The organism is Streptomyces sp. NPDC052687 (assembly GCF_040678395.1).
In the GTDB taxonomy this organism is placed as follows: Bacteria; Actinomycetota; Actinomycetes; order Streptomycetales; family Streptomycetaceae; genus Streptomyces.
In genome coordinates, this window is the sequence record NZ_JBFATR010000023.1 from 79,043 (window position 1) to 105,260 (window position 26,218).

Sequence of the window (26,218 nt, forward strand, 5' to 3'; positions counted from 1 at the left end):
CGGGTCCGGCGCCCCTTCTCGCGGGCCCTCAGTTCCGGACGTCCGGCACCTTCAGTTTCTCCCAGCTGGAGCGGCCCGGAATGCCGTCGGCGTCCTTGCCCCGGTAGCCGAGCTTGTGCTGCCAGGCCGCGTAGGAGCGGCGGTCGGCGTCGGTCCACTCGGGGCCGGGTCCGTTCTCGTAGCGGCCGCAGCCCTCGGCGACGAGGCGGCGGCCCATGGCCGTGATGATCGGCGACCGCTGACCGGGGTGGAAGAAGGCGCTGCCGGGAAAGGGCTCGTAGGACGGCTTCGGCGGGGCCGGTGCCGGCTTCGTGCCGCCTCCGCCGCCCCCGCCGCCCCGCAGCCGGTCGCGGATGCGTCCGCGCATGCCGTCCATGGTGAAGCCGCGCGGGTCGGTCTTGCCGGGCTGCCACTCCTTGTGGCCGATGACGGATCTCTCGCTCCAGCCGTGGTGGCGGCAGATCGCGGCGGCCACCTTCTCGATGGCCTCCTTCTGCGCCTCGGGCCACGGGTCCCGGCCGTCGCCGAGGTTCACGCACTCGAAGCCGTAGAAGTGCCGGTTGCCGTCGGTGTCGGCCTCGTTGTCGGGCGGCAGCGTCGTCTCGTTGATCACGGCGCGCAGCACGTCGCCGTCGCCGAGGCCGGCGTGGTTGGCGCGGCCGTTGCCGACGAGGTGGACGTGGCCCCGCTTGTCGATGACGCCGTGGCAGAGCGGGCCGGGCAGTCCGGCGTAGCCGTCGTAGCAGATGTCGACGGAGCGGGCGGTGCCGGAGGTGACGGTGTGGTGGATCATCACGCCGTTGACCGGGCCCCAGGGGCCCTTGCTGTTGCGGTTGTGGGTGCGCCAGTCGCGGACCTCGTGGACGGTCAGGCCCTCCGCCCGCAGGATCTCCACCATCGTGGACGCGCTGATCGGCCTGGCCATCACCGGTCTCCTTCCGGGGTGTCCTGCGGGCGGCTGACCGGCTCGGGCCGGGCCTCGGCGGGCGCGGCGGCCTCGGCGGCCTGTTCCTCGCGGCGGGCCTGCTCCTCCGCGGCGAGCGCGGCCTCGTCGGCGGCGGGCACGGCGGTGGCGAGCGGGGCGAAGGCGAGGCGCAGGTCGACGGCGCCGTACTCGCCCTTGACCAGGGCCAGCGGGGCGTAGTGCCGGACGATCCCGGCGGGCGCCCGGAGCAGGGGGCGGTGCGCGGTGTCGGCCGGCCACTCGACGCCGCCCGTGGCGGTGCGGGCGGGGATGATCCAGTGGTCGCCGGTGCGGTAGGTGCCGCCCTTGGCGAAGTACACCTCGACGCCGTCCTCCAGGGGCAGCCACTCCCCCTCGGTGACGGGGACGGCGCCGCCGCGCAGGGCGGTGGTGCGGCCCTTGCGCCGCGGGCCCTCGCGGTGGTCCCAGCGGCGCAGGAACGGGTGCAGGTGGGGCAGGCGGCCGACGCCGGGGGCGGGCTCGGCGGAGAGCCGGACGCGGCGGCCGGGCAGGTCCAGTTCCTCGACCCGCAGCAGCGGCGCGGCGTCGAGGCGGGAGGCGTGGGCGGCGTCGGTCAGCTCGACGAGGTCGCCGACGTCGAGGTCGAGCGTGTCGTCGTGGCCGAGGGTGGCCAGGTGCACCCAGGTGCCGTCGAGGTCGTCGACGGGGAAGACGACGGAGCCGTTCTCGCGGGACCACTTGAAGGTGGCGTCCTCGGCGGCGCCGCCGGCGTGCACCTCGATGCGGTACAGCTGGTTCTCGGCGCCCCGGTAGCGGGCGTCGGGCCTGACCAGGCAGGGGTCCTCGTCGGCGTGGCCGGGCCGTTCGGCGCGGGCGGCGAGCCGCGCCGACGGGGCGGACCGGCGCCGCGCCCAGCGGGCGAAGGCGGCGCGGACGGTGTCCTTCGACGGGTCGGTCTCCTGGACGCCCAGGGCGCTGAGGGAGAGCGGCAGCACCTGCCAGACGACCTTCACGCGGGCCGCGGTGTCCGGCAGGGCGGCGCCGAGGGCGACCTCGCGCAGCGCCGGGTCCTCGGCGGCGGTGACGGTGCGCTCCCACACCTTCAGGTAGACGACGAAGGGCGCGGCGGCGGGTGAGGGGAGCCGGTCGCCGGGCCGCTCGGGGTCGAGGAAGGCGTCCGGCTGGTCCCAGTACGTCCAGTGCGCGGGCGGCTCGGGGGTGGTGGCGGTCTCCTCGTCGTCCTCGCCGGCGGCGCGCACCGGTACGCCGGGGGCGGGGCGGTCGGCGTCGCACAGGATGCCGTCGACGTAGTAGCGGCCGCCGTGGATGTGCAGGGTGTCCAGGTCGTGCTTGCCGCCGACGTAGTCGATGCGGAAGCCGGCCGCGTCGCGGGGCCCGCCGTGCGGGCCGATCAGGTCGGCGGCGAGCGTGCGGGCCTGGTGCAGCTGGATGGCGGTCTGCTCGTTGGTGTCGGCGTCGAGCTGGACGCGGCCCTGCTGGGCGACGACCGCGGAGTAGTGGCGTTCCGGGCGGAACGTGACGCGGGAGAGGTCAGCGTGCATGAAGGGGGTCCCCCTGGTTCGAGAAACTGCGCTTGAGGTCGGTGTGGGTGCGGCTCACGTCACGAAGAAGATCCCGGCGTCGGTGCCCGCGGGCGTGTACTCGGCGAGCCGCGCCCGCAGTCCGTCCTCGCGCTGCGGCCGGTACAGGTCGTGGAAGGCGCCCATCTCGGCGCCGTCGTCCGCGCCGCGCCGGATCTCCTCGGGGCACCGGTCGGACAGCACGGCGTACCAGGGTGTGCCGTAGCGCCGGGAGACGAACAGCGGCCGTGTGCCCGGCGCCAGGTCGGGGAGGCAGCGGTGGCGGCGCGGGGTGCGCGAGCCCGGCGGGACGTAGCAGTGGCGCAGGCGGCCGGTGCCGCGGCGGGCCACGTGCAGCCGTCCGGTGAGGACCGAGTTCTCGGCGATCTCCACGGCGTGGGTGTGGATCTCGCCGATGACGGTGGTGCGGTGCAGGTGGAGCACGGCGTGGGCGTGGCGGCAGTCCGGGGCGGACAGGGCCTCGCGGTCGTCGGCGGTGGCGTCGAGGACGCTGTCGCGCAGGTGGATGGCGAGCGGGTCCTCGCTCACCTCGTCGCCGATGACCTCGATGGTGCCGAGGACGCTGTGCTCGATCTGGAGGCAGGCGGTGGTGCGTTCCAGCACGATGCTGGGTTCCTCCGGGGAGTGCGGGGTGCAGTCGGGTTCCAGGGACCAGCCGGGCACGAGCGTGCTGTGCCGCACGGTGACGGCGCCCATCGGGCCGGTGACGTTGATGCCGCGTCCGGCGACGAGCAGCCCGTCGAGGACGACGCGGGGCCGCTCGTGCGGGGCGCAGTCCTCGTCGACGGCGCGGATGTTGAGCGCGTCGGGCCGGTTGCTGTACCAGTCGAGGAGCCGGATGACGGGCCGGGTGCCCTCGGCGGCGCGCAGCTGGAGCCGGTCGCCGGGGTCGAGGTCGAAGTCGAGCTGTTCCTGGTAGGCGCCGCTGTGGGTGATCTCGATGATGCCCTCGGGCGCGGCGTGTCCGGCCCGCCGGTCGTGCTGCCAGGCGCGGTAGGCGGCCATGATCTGCCGGTACGGCTGTCCGGGCCCGACCCGGTAGAAGGCGGCGTCGGGCCGCGTGACCCGGTCGGGGCGGTCGTACTCCCCTCCTCCCGTGTCGGCGGCGGCCGCGTAGTGGTAGTCGACCCATACGCCCTGCCGGGGCGCCGACCGGGCGCCGAACGCGATGCGGCCGAGTTCGGGGTCGACGGCGACCTGGCCGCGCCGGGGCCGGTAGCGCCAGTCGGACAGGTCGGCGACGACGATGTCGGACGGCGCTACGGGCCTGTCCTCGCCGTCGCGCCGGATGACGAAGCTCTTGCCGGGGCCGTAGTGGTCGAGCAGCCGGTCCCGGAGCTGCCTGCGCCGGATGAACGCGGGCACGTGGTCGAGGGTCGCGAGGTGGGTGGGCGACGGCTCCGGGAACGGCTTGGTGATCAGCGGGGTGTCGTTGCCGAGGATGGAGAAGGTGTACAGGTGGCGGGCCCGGTCGACGCAGTACGCCGGGGCGGAGGTCAGCGGGTGGGCCTTGAGCCGCCACACGTACAGGCCGACGGCGGCCGGACCCGGGCCGCCCTGCCTGCGCGCGGAGTTCGCGCGCCGTACGTCGACCGTGCGGGCCAGGGCGCCGAACGGGCCGCCCGCCAGGTCGAGTGCGGCGCCGTCGCGCAGGTCGGCGAGGCGGCCGCGGGCGGCGCGGTGGCCGGTGACGCCGAGCCTCACGGACTGGTGGTGGGCGGTCAGCCGGGACAGTTCCACGGCGCGCGCGGGCCAGAGCGCGACCTGCGCGGAGATCTCCTCCAGCAGGTGGAGGGTGCCCTTGCGGCGGCGGTGGGCGACGGTGGCGGCCACGTCGGCGCGCGGGGCGACCGCCTCGGCGAGCGCGGCCCGGCCGCCGGTGTGCAGCCCGGTGGTCAGGACTCGCTCGTAGCCGGGCAGGGTGCGGTAGCCGACGAGGTCGCCGAGGTACGGCAGCACCCAGGGCGCCGCGGTCTCCACGAACAGGTCCTCGTAACCCTGCTCGACGCCGTCGCGGACCCGGTCGAGCTGTTCGGCGATCACCGCGAGCAGGGCGCGCAGCGGTTCGCCCTCCTCCAGGTCGCGCAGCCGGTGCCGGCGGGGCAGCAGGCCGGCGAGGGCGTCGGGGTTGCGGGACGCCGGCGGTCCCGCGTGCTCGAACGGGACGTCCGGGGACATCACTTGGCCTCCGTCAGGATCAGGGTGTCGGCGGCGCGCGGCGACAGCATCGCGAGCCGGGCCGGGCGGATGCCGCGGAAGACGTACACCGACCGGCCGCGCGGCAGGCGCCGGGTGTCGGTGATGCCGGGGTTGAGGCGCAGCAGTTCGGCGAGCGGGACGCCGTACCGGGCGCAGACGGACGACAGGGTCTCACCGCCCTCGGCGCGGACGGTGTGGATCCGTTCGTCGTACGCCGCCGGGGGCGCGGCGACCGTCGCCCGGGGCGGGCCGGGGTCGCGCAGCAGCGCGGTGAGTTCCGCCGGGCCGGTGGTGGCGGGGACGCCGGTGAAGACGTCCACGTCGACGTGGTCCACGCCGGGCACGGTGTGGGCGGTGGCGAGCACCTCGGAGAGCCGGGCGGGCTGCCCGAGTTCGCGTCCGTCGAAGCCGAGGCGGCGCAGCAGGGCGCGGCGCAGCCGGGGTTCGACGGTCTCCCAGGTGTGGTCGGGGGCGGTCTTCACCCGCGCGGCGATCAGCAGCAGGACCGGCTCGCGGACGTCGACGCGGACGGGGAGGTTCGGGTCGCCGTACTCGGTGAGGGCACAGCGCAGGGCGCGCAGAGTGTCCGAGTCGGGGTCGAGGGGGACGTCGTCGGTGCCCGCGACCGTCACGTGCAGGACGCGCCGCCGTCCGTCGAAGAGTTCGCGGGCGGCGGCCCGGCCGATGCCGGCGCGGGAGCGGGCGAAGTCCTCGTAGTCGGCGGCGGACACCAGCCGGTCCAGGGCGGACACGGCGAGCGGGATGGTGCGGCGGGTCAGGCCCGGCCCGTCCGCGTCGGAGCCGCCGGTCGCCGGGCGGGGGTTGGTGACGGCGGTGACGCCGAGCGGGCGGCTCAGCGGCTGGGTGACGCGGTCGGCGGGGACGTTGGCGGCCCTGCCGGTGCCGAACCGGTAGCGGGCGCGGACGTTCTCGTGCCCGCTGGGCAGCCGGGCGCCGTGCACGCCGTCGCCGAAGGTGACCGTGGTGCGGCCGTCGGAGGTGGTGCCGGTCAGGTAGACCCGCTCGGTGGGGCCGCGTCCGGCGAGGCTGTCGACCTCGTGCCACAGCACGCCGTCGACGCGGATCTCCAGCACCGGGCCGGCGCCGAGGGGCGTGGCGTCGGCGAGCCAGGTGAGCGGGGACTGCCACAGGGCGAACGTCTGGTGGGCGCGGTCGGAGTCGCCGCTGCCGATGGCCTCCTCGCGGCTCTCGCCGTGGGTGGCCTCCACCACGTTGCCGAGGACGCGCACGGTCTCGCGGCGGTAGCGGTGGGCGAGGCGGGCGGTCAGGGTGAGGCGGGTGTGCACCCGGTCGCCGGGCAGGTGCGGGTCGAGGGCCGGGTCGGCGGTGGCGACGGTCACGACCTCGGTGGCGGTGACCCCGGCGGCGCCCGGGATGTCGCTGCGCTCGCCGGTGACGATCAGGGTGCGGCCGGGCCGCAGGCCGTCGTACAGCTCGGCGAGTTCGATCTCGTCGCCGTCGACGTCCTCGCCGAGCGGTTCGCCGGCGAGGCGCAGGGGCTCCCCGGCGGCGTGCACGGTGGTGTCGCGGATGTGCGAGAGCAGCACGTCGAACTCGTCCAGCCAGGGGTCGGCGAGGGTGAGTTCGGTGCCGCGGCCGGTGATGCCGTAGTTCGTGTATGCCGCCGTGCGGGCCGCGACGACCCGGGTGGTGACGAAGGCCAGCTCGCGGTCGCCGGGCACGCCGCCCTCGGCGCCCTTGGCGGGGCGCTGGATCGCCACCCAGCTGCCGGGGGTGATGCCGGTGTGGACGCTGTCGAGTTGGAGGACGCGCCGGTTGACGGGCTGCGGTTTGCTCGCGACGACGACCTCGACGCCCGGTTCGGCGCTGCCGGCGGTGTAGCGCAGGCTCACCTCGTGGTCGCCGTGGGTGAACTGGTCGCCGGTGCCCGGCCGCAGCGGGATCTCCCGGCGGTCGGCGCCGTGCTCGACGACGACGTGCACCAGGCCGTCCGCGTCGGGCCGGGACACGGTCAGGGTGCGCTCGGGCAGGCCCGAGTGCAGCCGGGCGGTGACACCGGGCCGCTGGGGGCCGGCGCGCCGGCCGCGGTCGGTGTCCTGGGCGGGCCGCACGGAGAGGTCGACCTGCCCGGTGCCCAGCGGGAAGGTGACGGACTGCGGCACCGGCAGGTTCTCGGCCCGCTGGTCGGAGCTGCCGCCCTCGACGTACTGGAACTCCGCCCGCACCGGCACCTTGCCCGCCGTGTCGAACACGATCCGCATGCTGACCAGGACGGCTCCGGTGAGCGGCCAGTCCGCGGTCCGGATGACCCGGCCCCGGGCGTCCTGCACCGGCTTGAGCGGCGCGGTCGCCCCGAACGGCGCGGTGGTCACCCGCATGGCCAGCAGCTCCCGCAGCAGCGGCCGAGGGCCGGGCGCGGCGGCGGTGCGCCAGGCGGGGTAGAGGCCGCGCAGGGCGGGGTCGAGGGCGGTGAGGAGGCGCGCGGTGTCGCTGCCGGGCCGCCGGCCGCTCGGGGCGGCGCTTTGCGTGGGCGTACGCCCCCGCAGGGCGGGGAGTACGTCGCCGAGCGCTCGGAGGGCAGCGGTGCGCGGATCGTTCTCGAGGGGCGCGGGGAACTGCGCGACCGGCCCGGACGAGGCCGCATCCGCCCGGCGCCCCGCAGTGGCACCCTCCTCCTGCGCGGGCGCCAGCCCCAGGGCGCGCTCGGCGATCTCCGCCAGCACCGCCTCCAGCCGCGCGAACCACTCCGCGACCTCCTCGTAGGGCGCGGCAAGCACCTGCGCCTCGCCCAGCCGGGCGACCGGCTCGGCGAGCCGGGCGGCCAGCTGCCCGGGGGTGCGGACGCCGTCGAGATCGTCCCGCAGCGGGGCGAGCACCTGGTCCTCGAAGTCCTCGATCAGCCGGCTGACGGGCCGGGGGTTCGGCACGTCCGGCGTCGGCGGCTCCTCCCCCGGCTCGCCGGGGACGGCGGGCGCGGCGGTCCAGCGCCGCACCTCGTCGACCAGTTCGCGCAGCGTCCGCGGTGCCGACGCGGGCAGCGAGACCGCGGTGACCTCGTCCTCGCGGTCGATCCGCACCCGCGCGACCGGCAGCAGCTTCGGCCCGCCACCGGCCTGTTCCCCGAAGACGAACAGCAACTGGTCCCCGGTCTGGAGCGAGTTGGTGGTGCCCTCGACGAACAGCTCGGAGCGCCTCTCCAGGTCCTCGGGGGTGACGAGGGACGGCCGGCGCCGCCGGACCTTCAGCTCGTTGAAGTCCCACCGGGCGGTGAGGTCGCGGCTGGTCTCGAAGGTCAGGGACTCCTCGTCGGCGGACGCCGGCACGCTGTGGCTGCGCGCGCCGCGCGGGACGACGACGGGCAGGCTCTCGGCGCGCGGGTCGCGTTCGAGGGTGTACGCCAGGTGCGTGGCGGCGGCGACGCCGGGCCGCGGCCGGTGCCCGACGAGCCGCCCGAGCAGCACGAGCGAGCGGTGCTCGTTCGCCGTACGGAGGTAGGCCTCGTCGGCGATCCGCTCGGAGTGGAAGGTGAGCAGGTCGCCGAGGACGGCGGTGGCGTCGAGCAGCCCGATCGCCGGGTCGTCCGGGGTGCGTACGGTCAGCCCGGCGAGGGCCGGGTACGCGGGTGAGGCGAGCCGGTCGAGGAGGGCGGCGAGGAAGGTGCCGTAGGTGCCGACGCGGTAGTCGAGGGCGGTGCGGCCGGGCGGATTGTGGAGCGGGGCCGGGGCCCGGCGCTCGTCGTGTCCGCCGCCGCACGCCCCGCCGCGGGCGCACTCGTCGGTCGCGGTCATCGGGCACCTCCCAGGGATATCTCCAGCCGGCCGTTCTCCGGCCGGTCGGGGTCGTTGTCGCAGGCGGCGATCTCCAGCGGGCCGATCCGCAGCAGGCCGGCCTCGCGTTCGCCGCGGTCCGGCTCGAACAGCCGCCGCAGCCGGGTCACGCGCACGCTCTCCACGCCGGGCACCGCCGCGGCGGCGGCGACGAGCCGGCTGAGCCGGACCGGTTCGCCGAAGGTCAGGGCGTCCGGGTGGAAGAGGCCGCCGCGTCCGCTGCCGAGCACCCGGTACAGCTCGGCGAGGATCTGCCCGTGCTGGTGGCCGGGCCGGGCGCACACGGTCAGCGCGATGTCGAGCGGCACCAGCCGGGCGGGGCGTACGACGAGGTCGTGGCCGATGCGCCGGTACGGCTCCAGGGCCTGGGCGACGCGGTCCGGCAGCGCGGGTGACGGTGTGTCCTCGCCGGGCCGGCGGACCGGGTCGACGGCGATGTGCGCCTCCTGGACGCTGCCGGTCCAGCGCAGTTGGGCGGCCGCGCGCTGGACGCCGGGCAGGGCGCCGGCGAGGGCGGCGTAGTCCTCGGCGGTGACCGCGCGCAGCCGGGTGCGGCGCAGGTCGAGGGGGGCGAGCCGGCGTACCTGGTCGACGGGTTCGGGTTCCGTGCCGCCGGTGGCGGGCAGCGGGTTGCGGACGACGGCGGCGGACAGCGCCTCGGTGGCGTCGCGCAGCACGAGGTGGTTGATGGCCTCGGCGCCGACGTTGCCGGCGGTGCCGCCGCCGGTCCGGTAGCGGGCGGTGAGCCGGCTGCCCGGGGTGGGCCGGGCGCCGTGCCGGCCGTCGCCGAAGCGCAGCGCGAGCCGCCCGTCGTCCTCCAGCTCGCCGACGAAGTGGCGGTCGCGGGGGGTGCTGCGGAGGAGGTCGCGGCGGGGGTTCCAGCCGGAGTCGTGCGTCTTGTCCGTCCTCCCGTCGGCCACCTCGGCCGCGTCGGCCGCGTCGGCCGCGTCGGCCGCGTGGACCGCGTCGGCCGCGTTCGCCTCGTACAGGCGTACGGCGGGCAGGGCGTGGCGTGGGTCCTGGGTGAGCGCGCCGGTGGCGGAGCCGCGCAGCACGGCTGCGTCGGGGTGGAGCCCTTCGGCGTAGGCGGGGCCCCAGCTGTGGGCGATCTCCCAGACGATGTGCGGGTCGAGGACGGTGCCCGCGCGGGCGCGGGCCGCCAGCACCTCGATCCGGCGGAGCTTGGCATCCAACAATTGGTCGGAGCGGTGCAGGAGTTCGCGCAGGGCGCGTACGGGGTGCAGGCGCAGCTCCAGCCGTTCCAGGACGCGCAGCCCGAACACGACGGCGAGTTCGGCGATCTCGCGCGCGTCGAGCCCGTCGCGGTCGCGGGCGCTGCGCCACAGCTCGACCAGCCGCTGCCGGACCCGGTCCGGGATGGCGGCGATGCGCTCGGCCTGCCCGGCGGCGACCGTGCGCGGCTCGGGGAAGGGCACCGCCTGGGTGACCGGCGCCCGGCCGAGGACGGGCCGGAAGCGGGGCCGGATGCCCGGGTACACGGACTGGGCGAGCAGGGTGCGCAGCGCGGCGGTCTGCGCGTACGCCGTGCCGGGCACGACGCGTTCGTGCCGCTGCCCGGCGCGTTGGAGCCCGATCCCGGCGCGGGTGACGGCCGGTTCCCCGACGGTGGCGAACAGCTCCCGTACGTCGTCCGGGGTGAGCGCGTGCCCGTCGGCGGTGCGGTCGGTGAGGGCGTTGATCAGCCGGGCGGGGGCGTTGCCCTCGTCGGGGTCGGCGCAGCCGAAGGCGCCAGGGCAGCAGGAGCCGAGGACGGCCGGGTCGGCGGGCACGGTGAACGTCTCGGGCAGCCCGTCGAGGGTGCGGCCGTGGTCGACGAGGACGACGTTGCCGCGGGCGAGGGTGACGTCCTCGACGGGCAGGCAGTCCCGGCCGGCGCGGGTGACCAGGCACAGCGGGAAGCGCAGGGCGTCCTCGGCGGCCCAGGTGACCTCCAGCACCGGCTGGTCCTCGACGCGGTCGACGGCCGGGGTGACGGAGGTGAGGCGGACGGCCTGGCGGTGGGAGGGGTCGGCGTCACCGGGGGTGCCGGTGCGGGGGCCCTTGACCTCCTCCAGGATCAGCACGTCGCCGGGGTGCAGGTCGAGCCGCCGTTCCCGGCGGGTCTCCGGGTCCACCCAGGCGTCGCGCAGGGTGGCGGCGGTGGCGCCCTTGGGGAGGACGCGGACCTCGCCGCCCCAGCTCCACAGCCGGATCGCGTTGTGCGCGACGCGCAACCGCAGCGACTCGGTCGCCGGGACGGGCTCGAAGACCTCCACCGAGCCGCGCTCGTCCAGGTCGCCGAGGTCGGTCTCGTGGATCACCGTGCCGGGTTCGGGCCGGTCGTGCGGGTCGAGGCTGCGGACGTCGACGGAGGCGAACCGGAAGGTGCCCGGCGCGAGGGTGTGGTCCTCGGCGGTCTGGACGGTGACATAGGCGCGCGCGTTGCAGCCGTCGTGCATCGCGTAGTCGATGAGCCGGACGTGGCGGCGCACGGAGACGCGGCGGCGGGCGGTGCCGAGGTACGCCTCGGTGGCGACGGCGTCCTGCTGGTGGCTGATGCGGTCGCCGGTGTACGCGAGGAGTTCGACGAGGGTGGTGCCCAGGTCGGCGGGGTGGCGCTCGACCCAGTCGGGGGTGGTGAGCGTGAGCCGGTCGAGGAGCAGCTTGCGGATGGTGTCGTAGTCGCGGGCGGTGTAGTCGATGACGGGGGTGGCGGGGAAGGCGGGAGGGCCGGCGTCGCCGCCGGGGGTGCGGGGGGTGTCGTCGAAGGGGGTGGGGCAGTCGGGCCGGAAGGTGAAGGTGGTGGTGTGGTAGCGCTGGTCGAAGCCGCGGTAGGGGCGGGTGCCGGGACGGCCGTACGGGTCGGCCTCCACGAGGGAGAGCCGGTAGCGGGAGGTGTCGCCGGCCCGGTCGAGGGTGACGTAGAGCCGGTCGTCCAGCTCCGGGTCCTCCTCGCGTTCGACGCTGACGTCGACGGCGGTGACGCCGGTGACGCGCCGCCCGCCGTCGATCCGTACGTTCTCCGGGCCGAGGCCGTGCGGGGCCTTGCCGAGGAAGGTGACGGTGAGCAGCAGCCCGTCGTCGCCGGCCTCGACGGTGTCGACCCCGTTCAGCCGGGCGGCCCGCACCTTGGCGCGGCGGGACACGGTGGCGCCGGTCATGCGGCGGCCCTCCCTTCGAAGACGTCCTCACGGCGGGTGCCGGTGGCGCGTACGGCGTAGGACAGCCGGACGCGTACGACGGTGTCCTCGCCGGCGATGTCGAGGTCGTCCACCTCGATCAGGTCGCCCAGCCAGCGCTGGAGGGCGGCGTGCACGGACAGTTCCAGGGTGCTGAGGATCTCCGGGCTGTTCTGCGCGAAGACCAGGTCGAGCAGGCCGCAGCCGAAGTCGGGGCGCATCACCCGCTCCCCCGGGCTGGTGAACAGCAGTTGCTCGATGAGGTCGTACACGTGCTCGGCGGGGCGGGCGTGGGCGGTGCGGCCGCGGCGGTCGGCGCGGAAGGGGAAGGCGATGTCGCTGCGGGGGCGCGTGCCGCCGGGTGCGGTGATGCCGCCGTACGGGCTCGTGTTGCCGTACGGGCTCGTGTTGCCGTACGGGCTCATGTCGCTGCGTGGGCTCATCGGACGGTGACCTTTCGCTGCGCGGCCCGGACGACGGGCGCGCCCTGCGGGACGAGGGCAGCGGTGAGGCACTGGGCGGCGGAGGTGTCGAGCAGCACGGGCCGGCCGGCCACGGTGACGCCGGTGTCGTGGGCGGTCCAGCGGACCGACACGCAGGGCGTGGGCACGTTGTCGACGGTGTGCGGGCAGCCGGTGACGGCGTAGGTGTGCGCGGCCGTGACGACGGCGGCGCCCGCGAGCCGCACTCCGTCCGCGGGTGAGGTGGTGACGGCGACGCGGCCGCCGTGCGGGCAGCCGATCACTGCGTCGGCGTCGAGCAGACTCCCGGACACTTGGTTTCGTCCCCCGTCTTCGTCTCTGTTCTGCTGGTTCGTTGGTCGAGCACGGTCGTCTACCGTTGGGAGAGAACCGTCAACTGCCCCTCGTTGATGGTTACTTCGCGTCCGCGCAGGACGACTTCGGCGCCCGCGCCGGTGGCGATGACCACGGCCTCGCGGGTGATGCGGATGTACGCCCCGCCCTGGGCCTGGAGCAGGATTCCCTGCTCGTCGCCGGGGGCGTCGTTCAGCACGACCTTGTGCTCGCGCGGTGTCTGTACGACGACCGGCTTGTCCGGCCCGCCCGCCCGCAGCGCGTCGCGGGCGTCGGCCGGCAGCTCGTCGGCGGCGCCGTACCAGCACCCCGTCCACACCGGGAAGCTGGGATCGCCCTGCTCGAACTCCACCCACACGCCGGTGCCGGGGGGCGGCACCACGAACTGCCCCGACTTCGGTCCCGTGAACGGCAGGCAGGGCAGCGCCCAGGTCGACGGCTCCTCGCCGAGCACGTCCGGGACCTCGACGGTGAGGCGTCCGATGCGCAGGGGGTCGTCGTTGCTGAGGACCTTGCCGCGGAACTTGCCGAGGTAGCGATTGCCGGGTGCCGCCATGTGGGTCTGCTCCTGGTGGGTCGGTCGGAGTCGTGATGGGTCGGTCGGAGTCGTGGTGGGTCGCTCAGGGCCGGACGTAGGGGCTGCGCGCTTCGAGGCCTTCGCGGGAGAGGGTGAAGTTCTGCTGGTACGAGCCGGGGCGGAGGTTGTGGGTGACGGACTTGACGTAGTAGTCGCCGTCGTACGCCCGTCCCGCGCCGCGCACCCCGACGAGCCGGCGGGGCTGGAGGATGTAGCCGTGCCGGTTGACGTCGAGCGAGCCGGAGCCGGAGACGACGTCGGCGGAGACGGCGGCGCGGGCGAGGAGTTCGGCCTCGGCCTGCGCGAGCTGCTGCTTCGCCGTGCCGGAGAGGGTGCGGCGTTTCAGGGCCGGGGTGGGGCGCTTGCCGAGGGGCGGGCGCAACGGGCTGATCGACGGCTGCGGGAGCAGTGACGACTGCCGGTTGTCCGGGTTCTGCCAGCGTGCCTGCGGCTCTTCGCGGGCCGTCCCGTCGTAGGCGAAGGTGAGCTGGTCGACGGTGGAGTGGGCGTCCATGTTGACGTTGAGGGCGTGCTGGCGGATGCCGAGCCGGACCTCGGGTCCCCAGCGGGCGGAGGACCGGCCGGGGGTCGGTCCGGGCTCCAGGTAGAAGGTGTAGCCGTTGGCGCGGGCCAGCTCGGTGACGTACTGGAGATCGGTCCCGGTCTGGTAGTGCACCCGCAGGTCCTGGTGCGGGGGCTGGGCGATCTGCTCCTGGTAGACGTCGGGCCGGATGCCGTAGTCCGAGTAGCGGCGGAGGATGGCCAGCACCCGCTCGGAGGGCCGGAGGTTGGGGTACCGGGCGGTGCGCTCCTCGAGGTCCATCAGGAGGGTGAGGTCCTCGCCGGTGACGGTGAGGGTGGAGTGGCCGGGCTGGTTGCTGGCGCCGACCTCCTGGCGTACGACGAGCCCGTCGAAGAGCACGTCGGAGGTGCCCTTGACGGTGGCGGTGACGACCACCCGGGTCCTGGGATCGAAGAACCCCTCGGGCAGCAGGCGCCGGCTGATGAGCCCGTTCTTGGTGAGGTCGAAGGCGAGCTGGAAGCCGCTGCGCTCGCCGGCGGTGGCCGTGATCTGCGCGGACAGCAGCGCCTCGGTCACGTCGGCGGGCACGGGGCGCACGAGCTTCGGCCCCATGAGCAGCGTGACATGGACGGGGCCCTGCCCCACGGGCACGTCAAACACGCCGGTCCCCCTGGGGGAACCCACCGGCGAGCGGGACGCGGATGGTCCGCCCGGCCTCGCTGGTCAGCTCGTCGGGGTCGAGGACGGGGTTGGCGTCGGCGATCCGCCACCACTGTCCCGGGTCCCCGAAGTACCGCTGCGCGAGCAGGTCGGGGCGCTCGCCGGCGGCGACGGTGTGCGCGTGCGTCTCCTCCGGGTCGTCGGGGAGGGGCGGGAGCAACCGTCGCTTGGCGTAACGGACTTCGGTGCCGTCGGCCAGGCGGTGGATGCCGATCTCGGCGTCGTGGTAGCGGCTGGTGCGGGGGTAGGGGTGGGCGCCGGGTATGGCGTCCAGGGCGCTGTGGTGGTCGTACGGCTCGATGTCGGCCATGGCGGTGTCTGTCATCCCCTTCCGGGTACGGGCGCGGTCGCGGCGCCGAAGCCGGCGGCTGCGGGGAGTCCCAGCGAGCCGATGCCGGTGCTCCTCGCGGCTGCCGCGAGCCGTTCCTTCTGCGCGAGGTGGGCCATGTACAGATCGGCACCGCGGTGCCCGGCGGGCAGGTCGCTGACGGTGAGGATCTTCATGCCGATGCTGAGGGAGGCGCGGATCGGGTTGAGGTTCACGTCGAAGGCCGACTCGTTGACGGACAGCTCGGTGAGCCGGACCGGCATGACGCGCTTGCTGCCCCAGGTGAAGAGGGTGAGGGGCATCTCGATCGGGGTGATCTCGATGGCGCCCTTCTGGGACAGGCGCATCGACTCGCGGAGCCTGGCGGTGGTCGGCTGCACCAGCATCTCGAGCGTGGCGAGCTGCGGGTGAATGCCGTCCGGCGCCGCGATCTCGAACTGGTCGGTCGCGTCGATCTCGGCGGTGAACTTCCACGTCTCCTGCGCGGGACCCTTGAGCCGCAGCGCCTCGTTCCGGTCCCCGCCGCCGGCCCCGCCGGCTCCGGTGTCCCCACTGTCACCCGCCGACTGGGGGGCGACGCTGCGCTCCAGGGTGTCCGGGTTGAACTGGAGGACGATGACGCGTTGGGGGGTGCCGGTGTCGGGGTTGACGACGACTATTCCGGAGCGGATGGGTTTGGGGATGTCGGGGTAGCGGGTCACAGGCGGGCCTCCAGGCGGGCGCGAAGGTCTGTGTAGTCGTAATTCGGGAAGTGCTCCGGGAAAACACGCAGCATTTCCTGTAGATCTCGGAGGATGAGACTGTATTCCCTGTCGCCGAGTGGAACATCAGCGAACAGGTACTGCCAGCCGGTGACACCTTTCGTCATACACAGATTGTCGAGATAGTCTCGATAGTCGAGATCGAGCTTGACGAGGGTATTGAACCTGTCCAGAAACCATATCTCGGGACTCGAGACGCCCGGCAGAAACCTCATCGTGGCAAGTTGCCCGCCGCCGCCGCGGGAGATGTCGTCAAGGATGGAGAGTTCCGAAAGAAGCTGCCTGTCCGCCTCGTCCCAGACGAAATCGTCCACGTTGAGCAGTTTTCGTTCGCTGCTGGTATCTAGGCTCATGACGCTGAACTCGCCGACGAGCGAGGTACCGGGATCGGTACTGCGCCAGTGCAGTGCCACGTAGCGGTACGGGAAATAGGCCTCCTTGAGCCGCCGGCTGAGCGGGTACCCGTACTCCGCCATCAGCTCGAAGATTCCGGCGGGATCCTCGCCGGACCCGCCTGGCCCCGTCCGCTCGTACATGACGTCACAGAACGGGGATTCGCGCACCTCTCGGACGGCCTGGAACAATCGACGCTCGTACGGGAACATTCGATTCGTCCTCACACTTCCTCGTGCAGCAGGTTCCAGTCGATCAACCTCGCACCCTCGAGCATCTTGAGGCGCTCGAGCGCACGGCTCAGCTGCGGTAGAGACCTCGGCCCCAAACTGCGCTTCCTCGCACGGAGTTGAAGCTCAAGATGCAACATGCCGCGATATTGGCGTCCAGGAAGCGTGAGGCGTTGCTTCACTATGTGGTTCGCCATGCCCATGGTGATGTTGAGCCAACTCTTGATCTGCGTCGCACCGAAGGTATTGATGTAGAGCACGTTCTTCTCGTCGGCCTGGGGAGGCTTGAGGTTGAGCTGGACTGTCTTTTCGGCACCGAGCTCCTTCCAGTCGGTCTGCTTGGCGCCGGTTCCTCTGATCTTCTCGTATCGGCCGAATGTGGAGCGTATGAATGTGGGAATGTCGGCGACGGCACCTGTGTTGCCGAACTCCACCCTGGACTCATACCAGATCGGCTTGTTCTTCGCTGCCCGCCAAGCGGGCATCTCGACACCGAGTTCCAGGTCTTTGTTCACCCCGCGGCGGGCCGGTACCAGATTGCTGCCTCTCGCGTCACCCCCCAGACGGTCCGGCAGCAAATGCGCTCTCACCCAGGCTCCGTCTTCCTGGAGATTCCGGGAGGGATCCGTGATGTAGTCCCAACCTTTCGGCTCGCCGGCGGGCGTCCTGCTGGCCGGAGTCCCCTTGGTGATCTTCGGCTGACTGATGTATTCCGGCGCTATGTGGCTTGCCCTGTCGCCACTGTAAGAGGGCATCTTGGGCGTGGGCAGATCGGCTGCAGGCGCAGGCGCGCCGGGTGGATTCGGATAGGCCGAGGGCTGGGACCGGGGCTCCGAATAGTCTCCTCCCAACACGGGTCGTGACGGATTGAGAGAAGCAACGACAGTGAAGGGATCCCCACCGACAGGCCCGAGTCCGGTCAGTCGGTAGTACAGCCGCATCGACTTCAGGAGGCCGAGGAACGTGGATTGGGGAATGCCGTCTCGCATCGCGTTGTACAGCCTGGGACGGATGGCCGCCACGATCCTGCGCAACCGGTCGTCCTTGAAATCCCTTGAGTTCTCGTGCTTCCTTGTCCTGACCTTGTCCGAGTCGGATTTCGGCCTGCCCGGCCGACCGGACTCTCGTGTGTCGGGGCGCGGACCGCGGCGGTCGGGGCCCTTCGTGCGGCCCTTGGGCCGGGTCACGCGCGGCGCCGGCCTGCCTGGGCCGCTGCTGCCGCCCTGTGGCTTCCTGCTGCCGCCGTCCCTGTCCTCACGATCCGGGCCCTTCGGCTTCGTCGAGCCATGACCTCCGGGCTTGCCCGTGGTGTCTTTGTCGTCATTCCTGGGATTGACCGGGTCCACATCGTTGGTCTTGCCAGGGATACTTCTGTCGCCCTTCGGCTTGGTGGTGTCGGAAACCTCCTTGCCGTCCTTGAACTGCTCCGGAAGCTTGTCCTTCGGCGTCGGCTTCGCGTCCTGGTCCAGTGTCGGCTGCGGGTCCGGCTTCGGCTTGGGCTTCGGGGCCGGGGTGGGGCGGGTGCCCGGCTTGACGGAGCCGTCCTTGTCGCCCCTGAGGCGACCGGGCCTGTTCGGCTCCTGATCCTTGGACCTGCCGGGAAGATCCTGGCCGCCTCGCTTCGGCTTGCCCGACGTGTCCTTGCCCGGGGTTCTCGTCGCCGGCTTGGTGGGGGCCGCTTTCCCCTGCGGCTTGGTGCCGGGCTCCACGCCTTTGCCGGATTTCGGCATGGCGGGAGAAGCGGCGCCCCCTTCGTTCCCGGCAGTCGATCGCGCGTCCTTGTCGCCCCGTCTGTCGTCCACCTCCGGCGCTCCCGGCCGGCGGTCGCCGTCGCGGTTCTTTTCGCCCCTGCCCAGTCGTGCCGCGATGTCCTTGAAGCGGCGGCCGACCTTCGCCACGTACTTGCCGATGCCGCTCAGCAGGGCCTCGTAGGCGAGTTCGAGGAGGGCGACGATGCCGGCCGCCACCGCCTTCGCGAACAGGATGCCCGCGCCGCCGGTGCGGACGGCCTTCAGCCAGTCCAGGACCGCGCCCATCGCGCGGAGGATTTCGCCCAGGGCGCCGATCGCCGTGCGGATGGCGTCGATGACCGCCATCACCCAGCCGGCGCCGGGGATGAGTTTGGCGATGACCTTGGTGATGACGATCTCGCCGATGATCAGCGGGAGTTGGGGGACTATGGCGTCCCAGGTCTCCTTGACTATCTGTTCGAGGGTGATGCCGCCCTTGAGGAGTTTGTCGAAGACGGCCTTGGGGATGCCGAGGATTTCCTCGATCTTGGACTGGAACCATTCCTTGACCGCGGACTTGACCTCGCGGAACAGGTGGTTCTTGGCGCCGTCCACGGCGGAGTTCTTCGCGCCGCTCAGCCAGCCGCCGGGGTCGGAGAGGAAGTCGACGGCGATGAGCATGAAGTCGCCGAGGGCGCTCAGCAGGCCGGCGGCGAACTGGAGAATGCCCTTCACCGTGTCGACGACGGCCTTGATGACGTCGAGGAGCGCCTTCTTCAGGATGTCCAGGATGCTGCTGAGCAGCTTGCCGAGGGCGTTCAGCAGATCCGTGATCATCTGCTTCAGCATCTGGGACAGGCGGTTGACGAGGGCGATCGCCGCCTGGATGAGGGTGGTGATGAGGTTGCGGACGCGCTTCGCCAGGTCGATGACTGCCCGGACCATCGCCTTCGCGAACTCGATCAGGTCCTTGATGAAGTTCTTGATCGCGTCGACGATGTTCTTGCGGGCCTCGTTGATCCAGCGCTCGACCGTCTCCTTGAAGGTGCGGATGAAGCCGATCACCGCGTCCCGCGCCGCGCGGATGACCCGCACGATCGCGTTCTTGATCTCGATGACCTTCTGCTTGATCCAGTCGAAGGCTTTCGTGATCCAGTTGCCGGACTGCTCGGCGGCGGTGTTCTTCTGCTGGTCGGCGTCCCGCTCGGCCCGTACCGCCTCGTCCTCGATCTTCTTGTCGCTGTCCTCCTTCTCCGTCTCGACCTTGTCGTCCGTCTGCTTCTCTTGGTCCCTGACGTCCTTCTCGACCTTGTCGCGCCTGTCGCTCTTCTTGTCGCCGAGGCTTTTCAGCTCCTGGTCCTGGTCGGCGCGCCAGTCCTCGCGCTGGGCGGTGACCTCGGCCATCGCCTTCTCGCGTTCGCCCGCCTGCGTCCGGGTGTTCGTCGCGATCTCGGCGTCGACCTGCTGCCTGTGCTTCGCCTGCGAGTCGCGGAAGTCGCGGTCCTTGGCCTGACGGCTTTCGGACATCCCCTTCTGGCCCTCGCTGAACGCGGCCCGGAACTGCGAACCCCGTTCGTGTTCCGCCACTTCGGAGGCCGCCTCCGCGGGAACGGCTCCGGTCACGCCGCCGGACCCGACTCCCTGCCCGGCGCCGCCCTTCCCGCCCGGCACCTTCGCGGTCAGCTGCTCCTTGGGCGCGTCCGGGTACACCTGGTCCTCGCCCATCCCGCGCCCGGCGTCGTCCCGCGCGGTCCCCAGGGTCTGTCGGCCCTTCGCGTCGACGTGGCCGTCCTGCTCACCGGCCGCCTGGCCCGCGACGCCCTGCATCTGCACGCCCGGCGCGTTGCCCGCCTGCGCCTGCTTGAGGGCTTCGTCCTTCGTCGGCAGTCCGGCGAACTTGGCGGCCAGTTCCTGCGGGTCCACGACAGGCTTGTCGGCGCCGAAGATACTCGCCACGCCGTTCACCAGCTTGCCGCCGATGAAGCCCAGTGCCATCGCGAACGAGTCCCAGGCGCCCGGCTCCTCCGCCTTCTCCGCCTCTATCTGGCCCTCGGGCTCCTTCGCGCCCTCGACCTCGGCGTCCTCCCGCTCCGGTTCCGCCGCCTGCTGCGCCGGGTCCTGCGAGTACTGCGCGGGGGCGTCCGTCCTCGGCTTGCCCTGGAGGGTCCGCGGCGCTCCCGCCGGGCGCTGCATCTCCGGCGGGGCGGAGGCCAGCGTCCGGTGCTCGTCGCCGACGGAACGGTCCACCGCGCCGCCGACGCCGCCCATGGCCTCAAGTGCCGGGTGCGGCTTCAGGTTGGAGGCCGTGGCCAGGCCTGCTTCCGGGGACACGCCGGCGAGGTTCGGAGCCGGTCCGGAGTCCTTCTTGCCCTTGCCGCGGGCCGGCGCGGCAGCACCCCCGCCGCCACCGCCACCCCCACGGCCGCCTCCTCCGCCCCCGCCGCCGCCGCGTGAGCGCCCGGCCGAGGGTGCCGCCGCCCGGCGTTCGGGTGCCGTCTCGGGGGCGCGCTTCGGCTCGGGAGCTGCCTTCGGGGCCGGCGCGGAAGCCGGTTGCGAGGGCGCGGGCTCGGACCTGGGCGCCGCCGGGGGGACGTCGGTACGGTCGCTCGGCCCGGGCGAGGTGTCCGGGGCGGGGCCGGGGGTCGGGACCGTACCGGAGGAGGAGCCAGAGGTGCCGCCCGTGTCCCCGGCCGTGTCCGGCGCGGGCGCCGCCCCGGACGTACCGGAGGCACCCGAACCCTCCGGCCCCGCGCCGCCCTTCGTCCCGGCGTCGGACTGCGCCGAGCTGCCGCCCGCCGCCTGCTGGGACTCCTTCTCCGGTGCTGCCGTGGTCTTGTCGCCGCCCGCGGGCGTGCCCGCTTCCTCCTTCGCGGCGGTTTCCCCGACGTCACTGCCGCCCTCGGACTTGCCGTCCGCCGTGCCCGGCGCCTCCTGCACGGTGGTCTGCGCTGCGACCGGGCCGGCCTTCGGATCGTCCCCGCTCTTGGGGTCCTTGGACGCCGTACGCGGCACGGGCGGCATCGCCGCGGCCTGTTCGAGGGCCAGGCCGCCGAGGCCGGTCGCGCTGTCGGGGCCGCCCTCGGTCTCCTTGGACGGCGTCACCTCCAGCGGTTCGCCGGCCGTCTCCTCCGCGGGCTCCGCCTCGGCCGCCGCGTCCTCGGCGTCCTCCGCGTCGCGCAGCGCCCGCACCTCGTCGGCCCGGGTCGGCGGCGGGGCGGGGAACGACGGCATCGACGGCGACGCGGACGGGTCCAGCTCTTCCGCGGTCGGTACGCCGGACACGTCCAGGTCCTGCCGGGGCAGGAAGTCCTCGGGCCGCAGCTTGATGTCCCAGGCGCTGGGCTCCTCGCCGCCGACCTCCACCTCCGACTCGCCGCCGGACGCGAAGGGGTCCTCGTCCTTCTCCTCCTGAAGACCCTCCAGGTCCTGGCTGCGCTTGCCCTCCAGGGTGCTGCGGCGGCCGGGTAGCTGGGTGTCCTGGCCCGTGCGGGCCGGAGTGCCGGTGGGCTTCTGCTGCCCCTGCCTGTCCTCCGGCTTCACCTGCCGGCCGGCCACGGCCGCCTCGGCTGCGCCCGGGCGGTTCCTCGCCGCGGACTCCTCCTTGCTCGCGGCCGGCGTCTCCCGCTGTTCGGTGTCTTCCTTGCCGTCCGGGTCCTGCTTCTGCTCCTTGCCCTCAGCCGAGGACGCAGACTTCTGCCCGTCGGCTCGCTGCCCGCCTTGTTGTCCGCCCTCCGGCTTCCCGCCGGAGCCCGCGGCCGACGAGGCCTGCTCCCGCGGCGCGGCCGGTGCGCCCGACGTCTTCCGCCCGGTCCTGCCGCCCGGGGCTCCTGGAGGTCGCGAGTCCCGCTCCGCCTCCCGCGGCGCGGCTCCGCCCTCCGGTGTCGTCCTCTGCTCTGGGGTACCGCCGTTGCGCGGAGTGCTTCCGGCCTCGCCCTCGTCCCCGCTCTGCTCCTTCTCCGGCCCCGGCACCTGCCCCGGCCGCTGCCGCTCCGCCCGCCGTTCCTCGGCCTTGCGCTGCTCCTCCTCGCGCTCGGCCCGTACCTCCTCGGCGGTGTCCGGCTCCATCTGCGGGGCGTCGTGCGCGTTGCGCTCCAGGTCGTCGTCGGCGTAGTCGTCGTACGCCTCGATCTCGTCGACGAGGTCGAGCACCCGCTCGTGCTCGGAGCTGAGCAGGCGTCGCTCCAGGCGGACGAGGACGGCGTCGAGCATCTCCTGCGGGAGGCGGGAGAGTTGCTTGCGGGTGCGCAGGGACAGGTCCTGCGGGTCGCCGCGCAGCGAGCGCACGATCGTGTTGGTCAGCCGGTCCACGAGGGTGGCCGGGTCCATCTGCTCCGCCCGGCCCCGGTCCGCGTGCACGGTCGCGTACCGCAGCCACCCAGGCGTGGCCTGCCCCTCCTCCACCTGCGGAGCGTCCTGCCCGGGCTCGCGCACCAACTCCTGCGCCGCGCCCTCCGCCTCCCGTTCGATCGCCTGCTGGGGCAGGCTCACCGCTCCCAGTTCGCGGCCGGCGCGCAGGGTGCCGAGGCCGTGGGGGTTCTGGACGGTGTGCAGGAGTTCGTGGGCGAGGAGGCGGCGGCCCTCGTCGGTGCCGGGCTTGAACATGCCCTCGCGGAAGAAGACGTCCTGGCCGACGGCGACCGCGTCGGCGCCCAGCAGTTCGGTCAGCCGGCCGGCGTCGCGGCCGGTGTGGAGGCGGACGCGGCCGAGGTCGTGGCCGAGCTGTTCCTCCAGTTCGCGCCGGACGCCGGGGTCGAGGGGCTGGCCGGCGCCGCTGACGATGTTCTTCGGTTCGGGGGTACGGGACTTCGCGGCGCGTTCCCTGCGCTTGCGGCGGCGCTGCTCGGCGGACTGCTCGGCACGGTCCCGCTGGGTCTGGGAGCTCACCGCGTCACCTCCCCGTGGCCGCTGAGGCCCTGGTGCACCGCGCGGGCCAGTTCCTGGCCGAGCCGCCGCGCGGAGAGTCCGGCGGGCAGTGGCGGGAGGCCGGTCAGGGCCTCCACGGTCACGGCGCCGTCCGCCGCGAGGGGTATGCCGTGCTCGCGGACCAGCCGGGTCAGCTCGCGCTCGAAGGCGGCCGAGACCCGCTCCGGGTCGGCGTGGAAGCCGGTGAGGGCCAGCTCACCCACGTCCACGTGTATCTCGCGCGGGTTCACTTCCATCCCCGCACCTCCGTCGGCGTCAGGGACCGCTCCAGCTTCAGGTACTCGGTGCGGGCCGCGGCCAGCATGTGACGCATCTGCAGGGCCTCGCCCTCCTCGGCGGCGAGGAACGCCCCGGACAGGGCGATGTTGCGGATCGAGCCGCCCGCGACGGTCAGCTGGGCGAGGAGCCCCACGTCCAGGTCCTTGACCGGCGCCTGCGACGGCAGCACCCGGCGCCAGATCTCTGCGCGTTCCCGCTCCGCCGGGAAGGAGAAGTCGACGACGAAGCGGATACGGCGCAGGAAGGCGGTGTCGAGGGCCTTCTTCATGTTGGTGGTGAGGACGGCGAGGCCGCGGTAGGCCTCCATCCGCATCAGCAGGTAGCTGACTTCCAGGTTGGCGTACCGGTCGTGGCTGTCCTTGACCTCGCTGCGCTTGCCGAACAGGGCGTCGGCCTCGTCGAAGAGGAGCAGCGCGCCGCCGCGTTCGGCGGCGTCGAAGACCCGGCGCAGGTTCTTCTCGGTCTCGCCGATGTATTTGCTGACCACCTGGGACAGGTCGATCACGAAGAGGTCCAGGCCCAGTTCCCTCGCCATGACCTCCGCCGCCAGCGTCTTGCCCGTGCCGGAGCCGCCCGCGAACAGCGCGGTGACGCCGAGGCCGCGGCGCAGGGCGGCGGCGAAGCCCCACTCCTGGTGGACGGTGGGCCGCTGCCGTACGTGGGCGACGATCTCCCGGAGGACGGACGTCTGGCGCTCGTGCAGCACCAGGTCGTCCCAGCCGGCCCGCGGTTCGATACGGCGCCCCAGCGCGTCCATGCCGAGGCGGGCCTCCTCCAGGCCCGCCCGCCAGGCGAGGCGCGCGATGTCCGGCTCGGCCTCGCCGGGCAGGTCGCGGCGCACGGTGTCGGCGGCGGTGCGGACGACGTGCGGCGGCAGCTGGAACTGGGCGACGAGCGAGCGCAGTTCGCCCTCGTCGAGGCCGAACTCGGTGAACGCGTCGGCCCACACGGCGAGTTGTTCGTCGTCGTCCAGGCGCGGCACCGGCACCCGGGTGCCGTGCGGGCGCTCCGTGTCCAGGGGGTCGGTGCCGGACACGACAACGGGTACGGCGGCCCCGGCCAGGAAGGCCTCGGTCGCCGCCCGCTGGTCCCGGTCCAGTTCGCCCGCCTCGACCAGCAGCGCGGCGGGCAGCAGGATCGCCTCACGCTGCCACAGCCGTGCCAGCCGGTCGCGTTCGGCGGGGTCGGCGGGGATGTCCTCGGCGTTCATGGTGTACAGGCCGAGTCCGGCGCGGGCGGCCCCGGCGGCGGCGATGTCGGCCCGGCTGCGCGGGTCGCCGCCGGTCACCTCGACCAGCGGCGGACTGTCGGGGCGGGCGCCCGTCGTCCAGGCGGTGGTGATCCGGTCCGCCGCCAGGTCGTACGACGGTGGCAGCCGGTCCGGGACCGGGGCGCGGCGCAGCCGGCCGTGCAGCCGGGCGTCCAGGTAGGGCGAGCCGAGGAGGAAGTGCAGGACGCGCTCGTCGAGGCGGAGCCGGGCGGTGGTCAGGGCGGTGTCGTCCGCCGGTTCGACGATCCGCCAGCGGCGCAGGGGTGCGACCGGGGTGAGCGCGCTCCAGTGCGGTTCGGCGAGCGCGGCGAGGGCGAGGGAGAAGGTGGGGTACGCCCGCTCCGGATCGCCGCTCGCGGCGGCGCACCGGGCGGCGGTCGTCGGCTCCAGTTCCTGCGCGGCGGTGAGCAGGACGAGGTCCCGTTCGAAGGGGGTGAGGCCGAAGCAGGCGACGAGCGCGTCGAGCGGGCCCGTGCGGGGCGGTACGGAGGCCACGTCCCGCTCCCCGGCCGGCGGGGGCGTGCTCTCCCCTGCCGCCGAGGTGTCCGGGTCGGTGGCGCGGGCCGCGTGCGCGTCGACGCGCGCCAGGACGCGGTGGATCTCCGCGCTCAGCGCGGCAGCGTCGTCCGTACCGGTCACATTTCCTGCAGCGGCGCCATTCCGGTGCCCCGTGCCGGTCTTGTTCGTCGTGCCCATGTCCTCACCTGCCCCCGTCGTGTGTCCCGGTCTCAGTTCTCCTCGGGCCCGTCACCGCCCCGTCGCGCGGGCCCGCCGCTCCCCGTGGACTTGCGTGGCGACCTGCGCGCCCGGGAGGCCGGCTTGGCGGCGGTCTTCGCCGGGGTCTTCGCGGGCGCCTTCGCTGCGGGCTTGACCTGCTTTGCGGCGGGCGGGTTCGCGGGAGCGTTCACGGGCGTCTTCACCCGCCCCGCCCTCTCCGTCTCCGTCCCCGGCTCGGCGCGCTCCCCCTCCGTACCGGCCGCGTCGCCCCCTCCCCCTCCCGGAGGGACCGGCGCACCCGGCGCGCCGAACGGCAGCACCCGTACGTCGTGCCGCTCCACGGGCTTGCGCGGCACCGGTGTGCCGCGGCCGTCGATGAAGATCAGGGACGCCTGGTACACCACCGACAGGGAGTACGGCGTCTGGTGGAGCATCCCCCACAGCTTCGACGTCTCGTCGACGTCCATCACCGTCGGCGTGAACCGCACCCGCTGCGCGGCCTCCGCGAGGTCGCTGCCCAGCAGGTACGGGCGCTGGCCGGTCTGTTCGATGACGTCCTTCGGCAGGACCGGTGTCTGGTGCAGGGTCCGGACCACGGAGCCGATCAGGCGCTGCCCGACCAGGTCCGTCTCGTCGCCGTAGGCGCTGATCAGGTAGTGCAGGTCGAGCGCGGCGGCGGGGCGCCTGACCAGCGTGCCGTCGCCCGCCCGGGTGGGCAGGTCGGTGCCGCGCATCGCGGTGTTGGGCGTGACCTGGTACAGGAACACGTTGACGGTGGGGTGGTCCGGCGGCTCGGCCGGCGGCTTGCGCGGCTCCACCCGCACGGCCTCGCCGAACTCCGGTCCCACGTTGGACTCGATGAGCAGGGCGAGGGCCTGGGTGACATGGGCGATGGCGAGTGCGTTGCTCATGACGTCGGTTCCTCGGTTCCTCTCGTCCTGCCGGTGCCGGCGCTCGTCCTGCCCGTGCCCGTGTCGGCGCTCGTCGTGCCCGTGCCGGCGGGGTGCCTGACGGGCGCCCCCGCCCCGGCCGGGCGCCTCACTCCCGCCCCCGCGCCAGGTAGTCGGCCAGGCTCACGGTCGCGGCGGGGCGTTCGGCGGGCGCACGGCGGGCGGGGCCGGCGGGCGGCGGCGCGCCCGCCGTCACCTCCAGCCGCCCGATCTGCACCCGCACCACCTGCTCGGGCGCCCGCCCGGACCGGCGGGCTGCGGCCTGCCGTACGGCGTCGCGGGCGGCGGC

General features: G+C 73.6%; 16 protein-coding genes and 1 pseudogene. All 17 read right to left on the minus strand.

Annotated features, from left to right (window positions below; genetic code table 11):
* Positions 1-28: 28 nt before the first annotated feature.
* On the minus strand, positions 29-925 hold the full coding sequence (locus AB0K92_RS19865) for a peptidoglycan-binding protein (RefSeq protein WP_365924532.1): 897 nt from the start codon (positions 923-925) through the stop codon (positions 29-31).
* Positions 925-2,487 carry a DUF6519 domain-containing protein gene (locus AB0K92_RS19870; RefSeq protein ID WP_365924534.1) on the minus strand — a complete coding sequence of 521 codons (1,563 nt, stop codon included), beginning with the start codon at positions 2,485-2,487 and terminating at the stop codon, positions 925-927. The genes AB0K92_RS19865 and AB0K92_RS19870 overlap by 1 nt, the downstream gene beginning before the upstream one ends.
* 54 nt (positions 2,488-2,541) lie before the next feature.
* Positions 2,542-4,704: a hypothetical protein gene (locus AB0K92_RS19875; protein ID WP_365924536.1), complete on the minus strand. Its 2,163-nt coding sequence runs from the start codon at positions 4,702-4,704 to the stop codon at positions 2,542-2,544.
* The gene (locus AB0K92_RS19880; protein ID WP_365924538.1) at positions 4,704-8,495 is read right to left on the minus strand and encodes a putative baseplate assembly protein; all 3,792 of its coding nucleotides are present in this window, start codon (positions 8,493-8,495) and stop codon (positions 4,704-4,706) included. The genes AB0K92_RS19875 and AB0K92_RS19880 overlap by 1 nt, the downstream gene beginning before the upstream one ends.
* Positions 8,492-11,695, minus strand: a complete 3,204-nt coding sequence (locus AB0K92_RS19885) for a putative baseplate assembly protein (protein ID WP_365924540.1) — start codon at positions 11,693-11,695, stop codon at positions 8,492-8,494. Before AB0K92_RS19885 ends, AB0K92_RS19880 begins: the two co-directional genes overlap by 4 nt.
* Positions 11,692-12,156 carry a GPW/gp25 family protein gene (locus AB0K92_RS19890; protein ID WP_365924542.1) on the minus strand — a complete coding sequence of 155 codons (465 nt, stop codon included), beginning with the start codon at positions 12,154-12,156 and terminating at the stop codon, positions 11,692-11,694. Before AB0K92_RS19890 ends, AB0K92_RS19885 begins: the two co-directional genes overlap by 4 nt.
* Entirely contained in the window at positions 12,153-12,488 is a 336-nt protein-coding gene (locus AB0K92_RS19895) for a hypothetical protein (protein ID WP_365924544.1), read from the minus strand. The genes AB0K92_RS19890 and AB0K92_RS19895 overlap by 4 nt, the downstream gene beginning before the upstream one ends.
* A 59-nt stretch (positions 12,489-12,547) precedes the next feature.
* Positions 12,548-13,084 (minus strand): phage baseplate assembly protein V, encoded by a 537-nt coding sequence (locus AB0K92_RS19900; RefSeq protein WP_365924546.1) that lies wholly within the window; start codon positions 13,082-13,084, stop codon positions 12,548-12,550.
* Between the two features lie 64 nt (positions 13,085-13,148).
* On the minus strand, positions 13,149-14,288 hold the full coding sequence (locus tag AB0K92_RS19905) for a hypothetical protein (RefSeq protein WP_365924548.1): 1,140 nt from the start codon (positions 14,286-14,288) through the stop codon (positions 13,149-13,151).
* Positions 14,281-14,658 (minus strand): hypothetical protein, encoded by a 378-nt coding sequence (locus AB0K92_RS19910; RefSeq protein WP_365924571.1) that lies wholly within the window; start codon positions 14,656-14,658, stop codon positions 14,281-14,283. The genes AB0K92_RS19905 and AB0K92_RS19910 overlap by 8 nt, the downstream gene beginning before the upstream one ends.
* Positions 14,659-14,669: 11 nt before the next feature.
* Positions 14,670-15,377 carry a hypothetical protein gene (locus AB0K92_RS19915; RefSeq protein WP_365924549.1) on the minus strand — a complete coding sequence of 236 codons (708 nt, stop codon included), beginning with the start codon at positions 15,375-15,377 and terminating at the stop codon, positions 14,670-14,672.
* Complete coding sequence (locus AB0K92_RS19920) at positions 15,374-16,042, minus strand: hypothetical protein (RefSeq protein WP_365924550.1); 669 nt, start codon at positions 16,040-16,042, stop codon at positions 15,374-15,376. The genes AB0K92_RS19915 and AB0K92_RS19920 overlap by 4 nt, the downstream gene beginning before the upstream one ends.
* A gap of 11 nt (positions 16,043-16,053) precedes the next feature.
* Positions 16,054-22,674, minus strand: a complete 6,621-nt coding sequence (locus AB0K92_RS19925) for a DUF4157 domain-containing protein (protein WP_365924552.1) — start codon at positions 22,672-22,674, stop codon at positions 16,054-16,056.
* A complete protein-coding gene (locus AB0K92_RS19930) occupies positions 22,671-22,949 on the minus strand; it encodes a hypothetical protein (RefSeq protein ID WP_365924554.1) in 279 nt (92 codons plus the stop codon). The genes AB0K92_RS19925 and AB0K92_RS19930 overlap by 4 nt, the downstream gene beginning before the upstream one ends.
* Entirely contained in the window at positions 22,940-24,901 is a 1,962-nt protein-coding gene (locus tag AB0K92_RS19935) for an ATP-binding protein (protein WP_365924557.1), read from the minus strand. Before AB0K92_RS19935 ends, AB0K92_RS19930 begins: the two co-directional genes overlap by 10 nt.
* An 89-nt stretch (positions 24,902-24,990) precedes the next feature.
* The gene (locus AB0K92_RS19940; RefSeq protein ID WP_365924559.1) at positions 24,991-25,890 is read right to left on the minus strand and encodes a DUF4255 domain-containing protein; all 900 of its coding nucleotides are present in this window, start codon (positions 25,888-25,890) and stop codon (positions 24,991-24,993) included.
* A 127-nt stretch (positions 25,891-26,017) separates the two neighbouring features.
* A pseudogene (locus AB0K92_RS19945) lies at positions 26,018-26,218 on the minus strand (hypothetical protein); the annotation flags it as partial.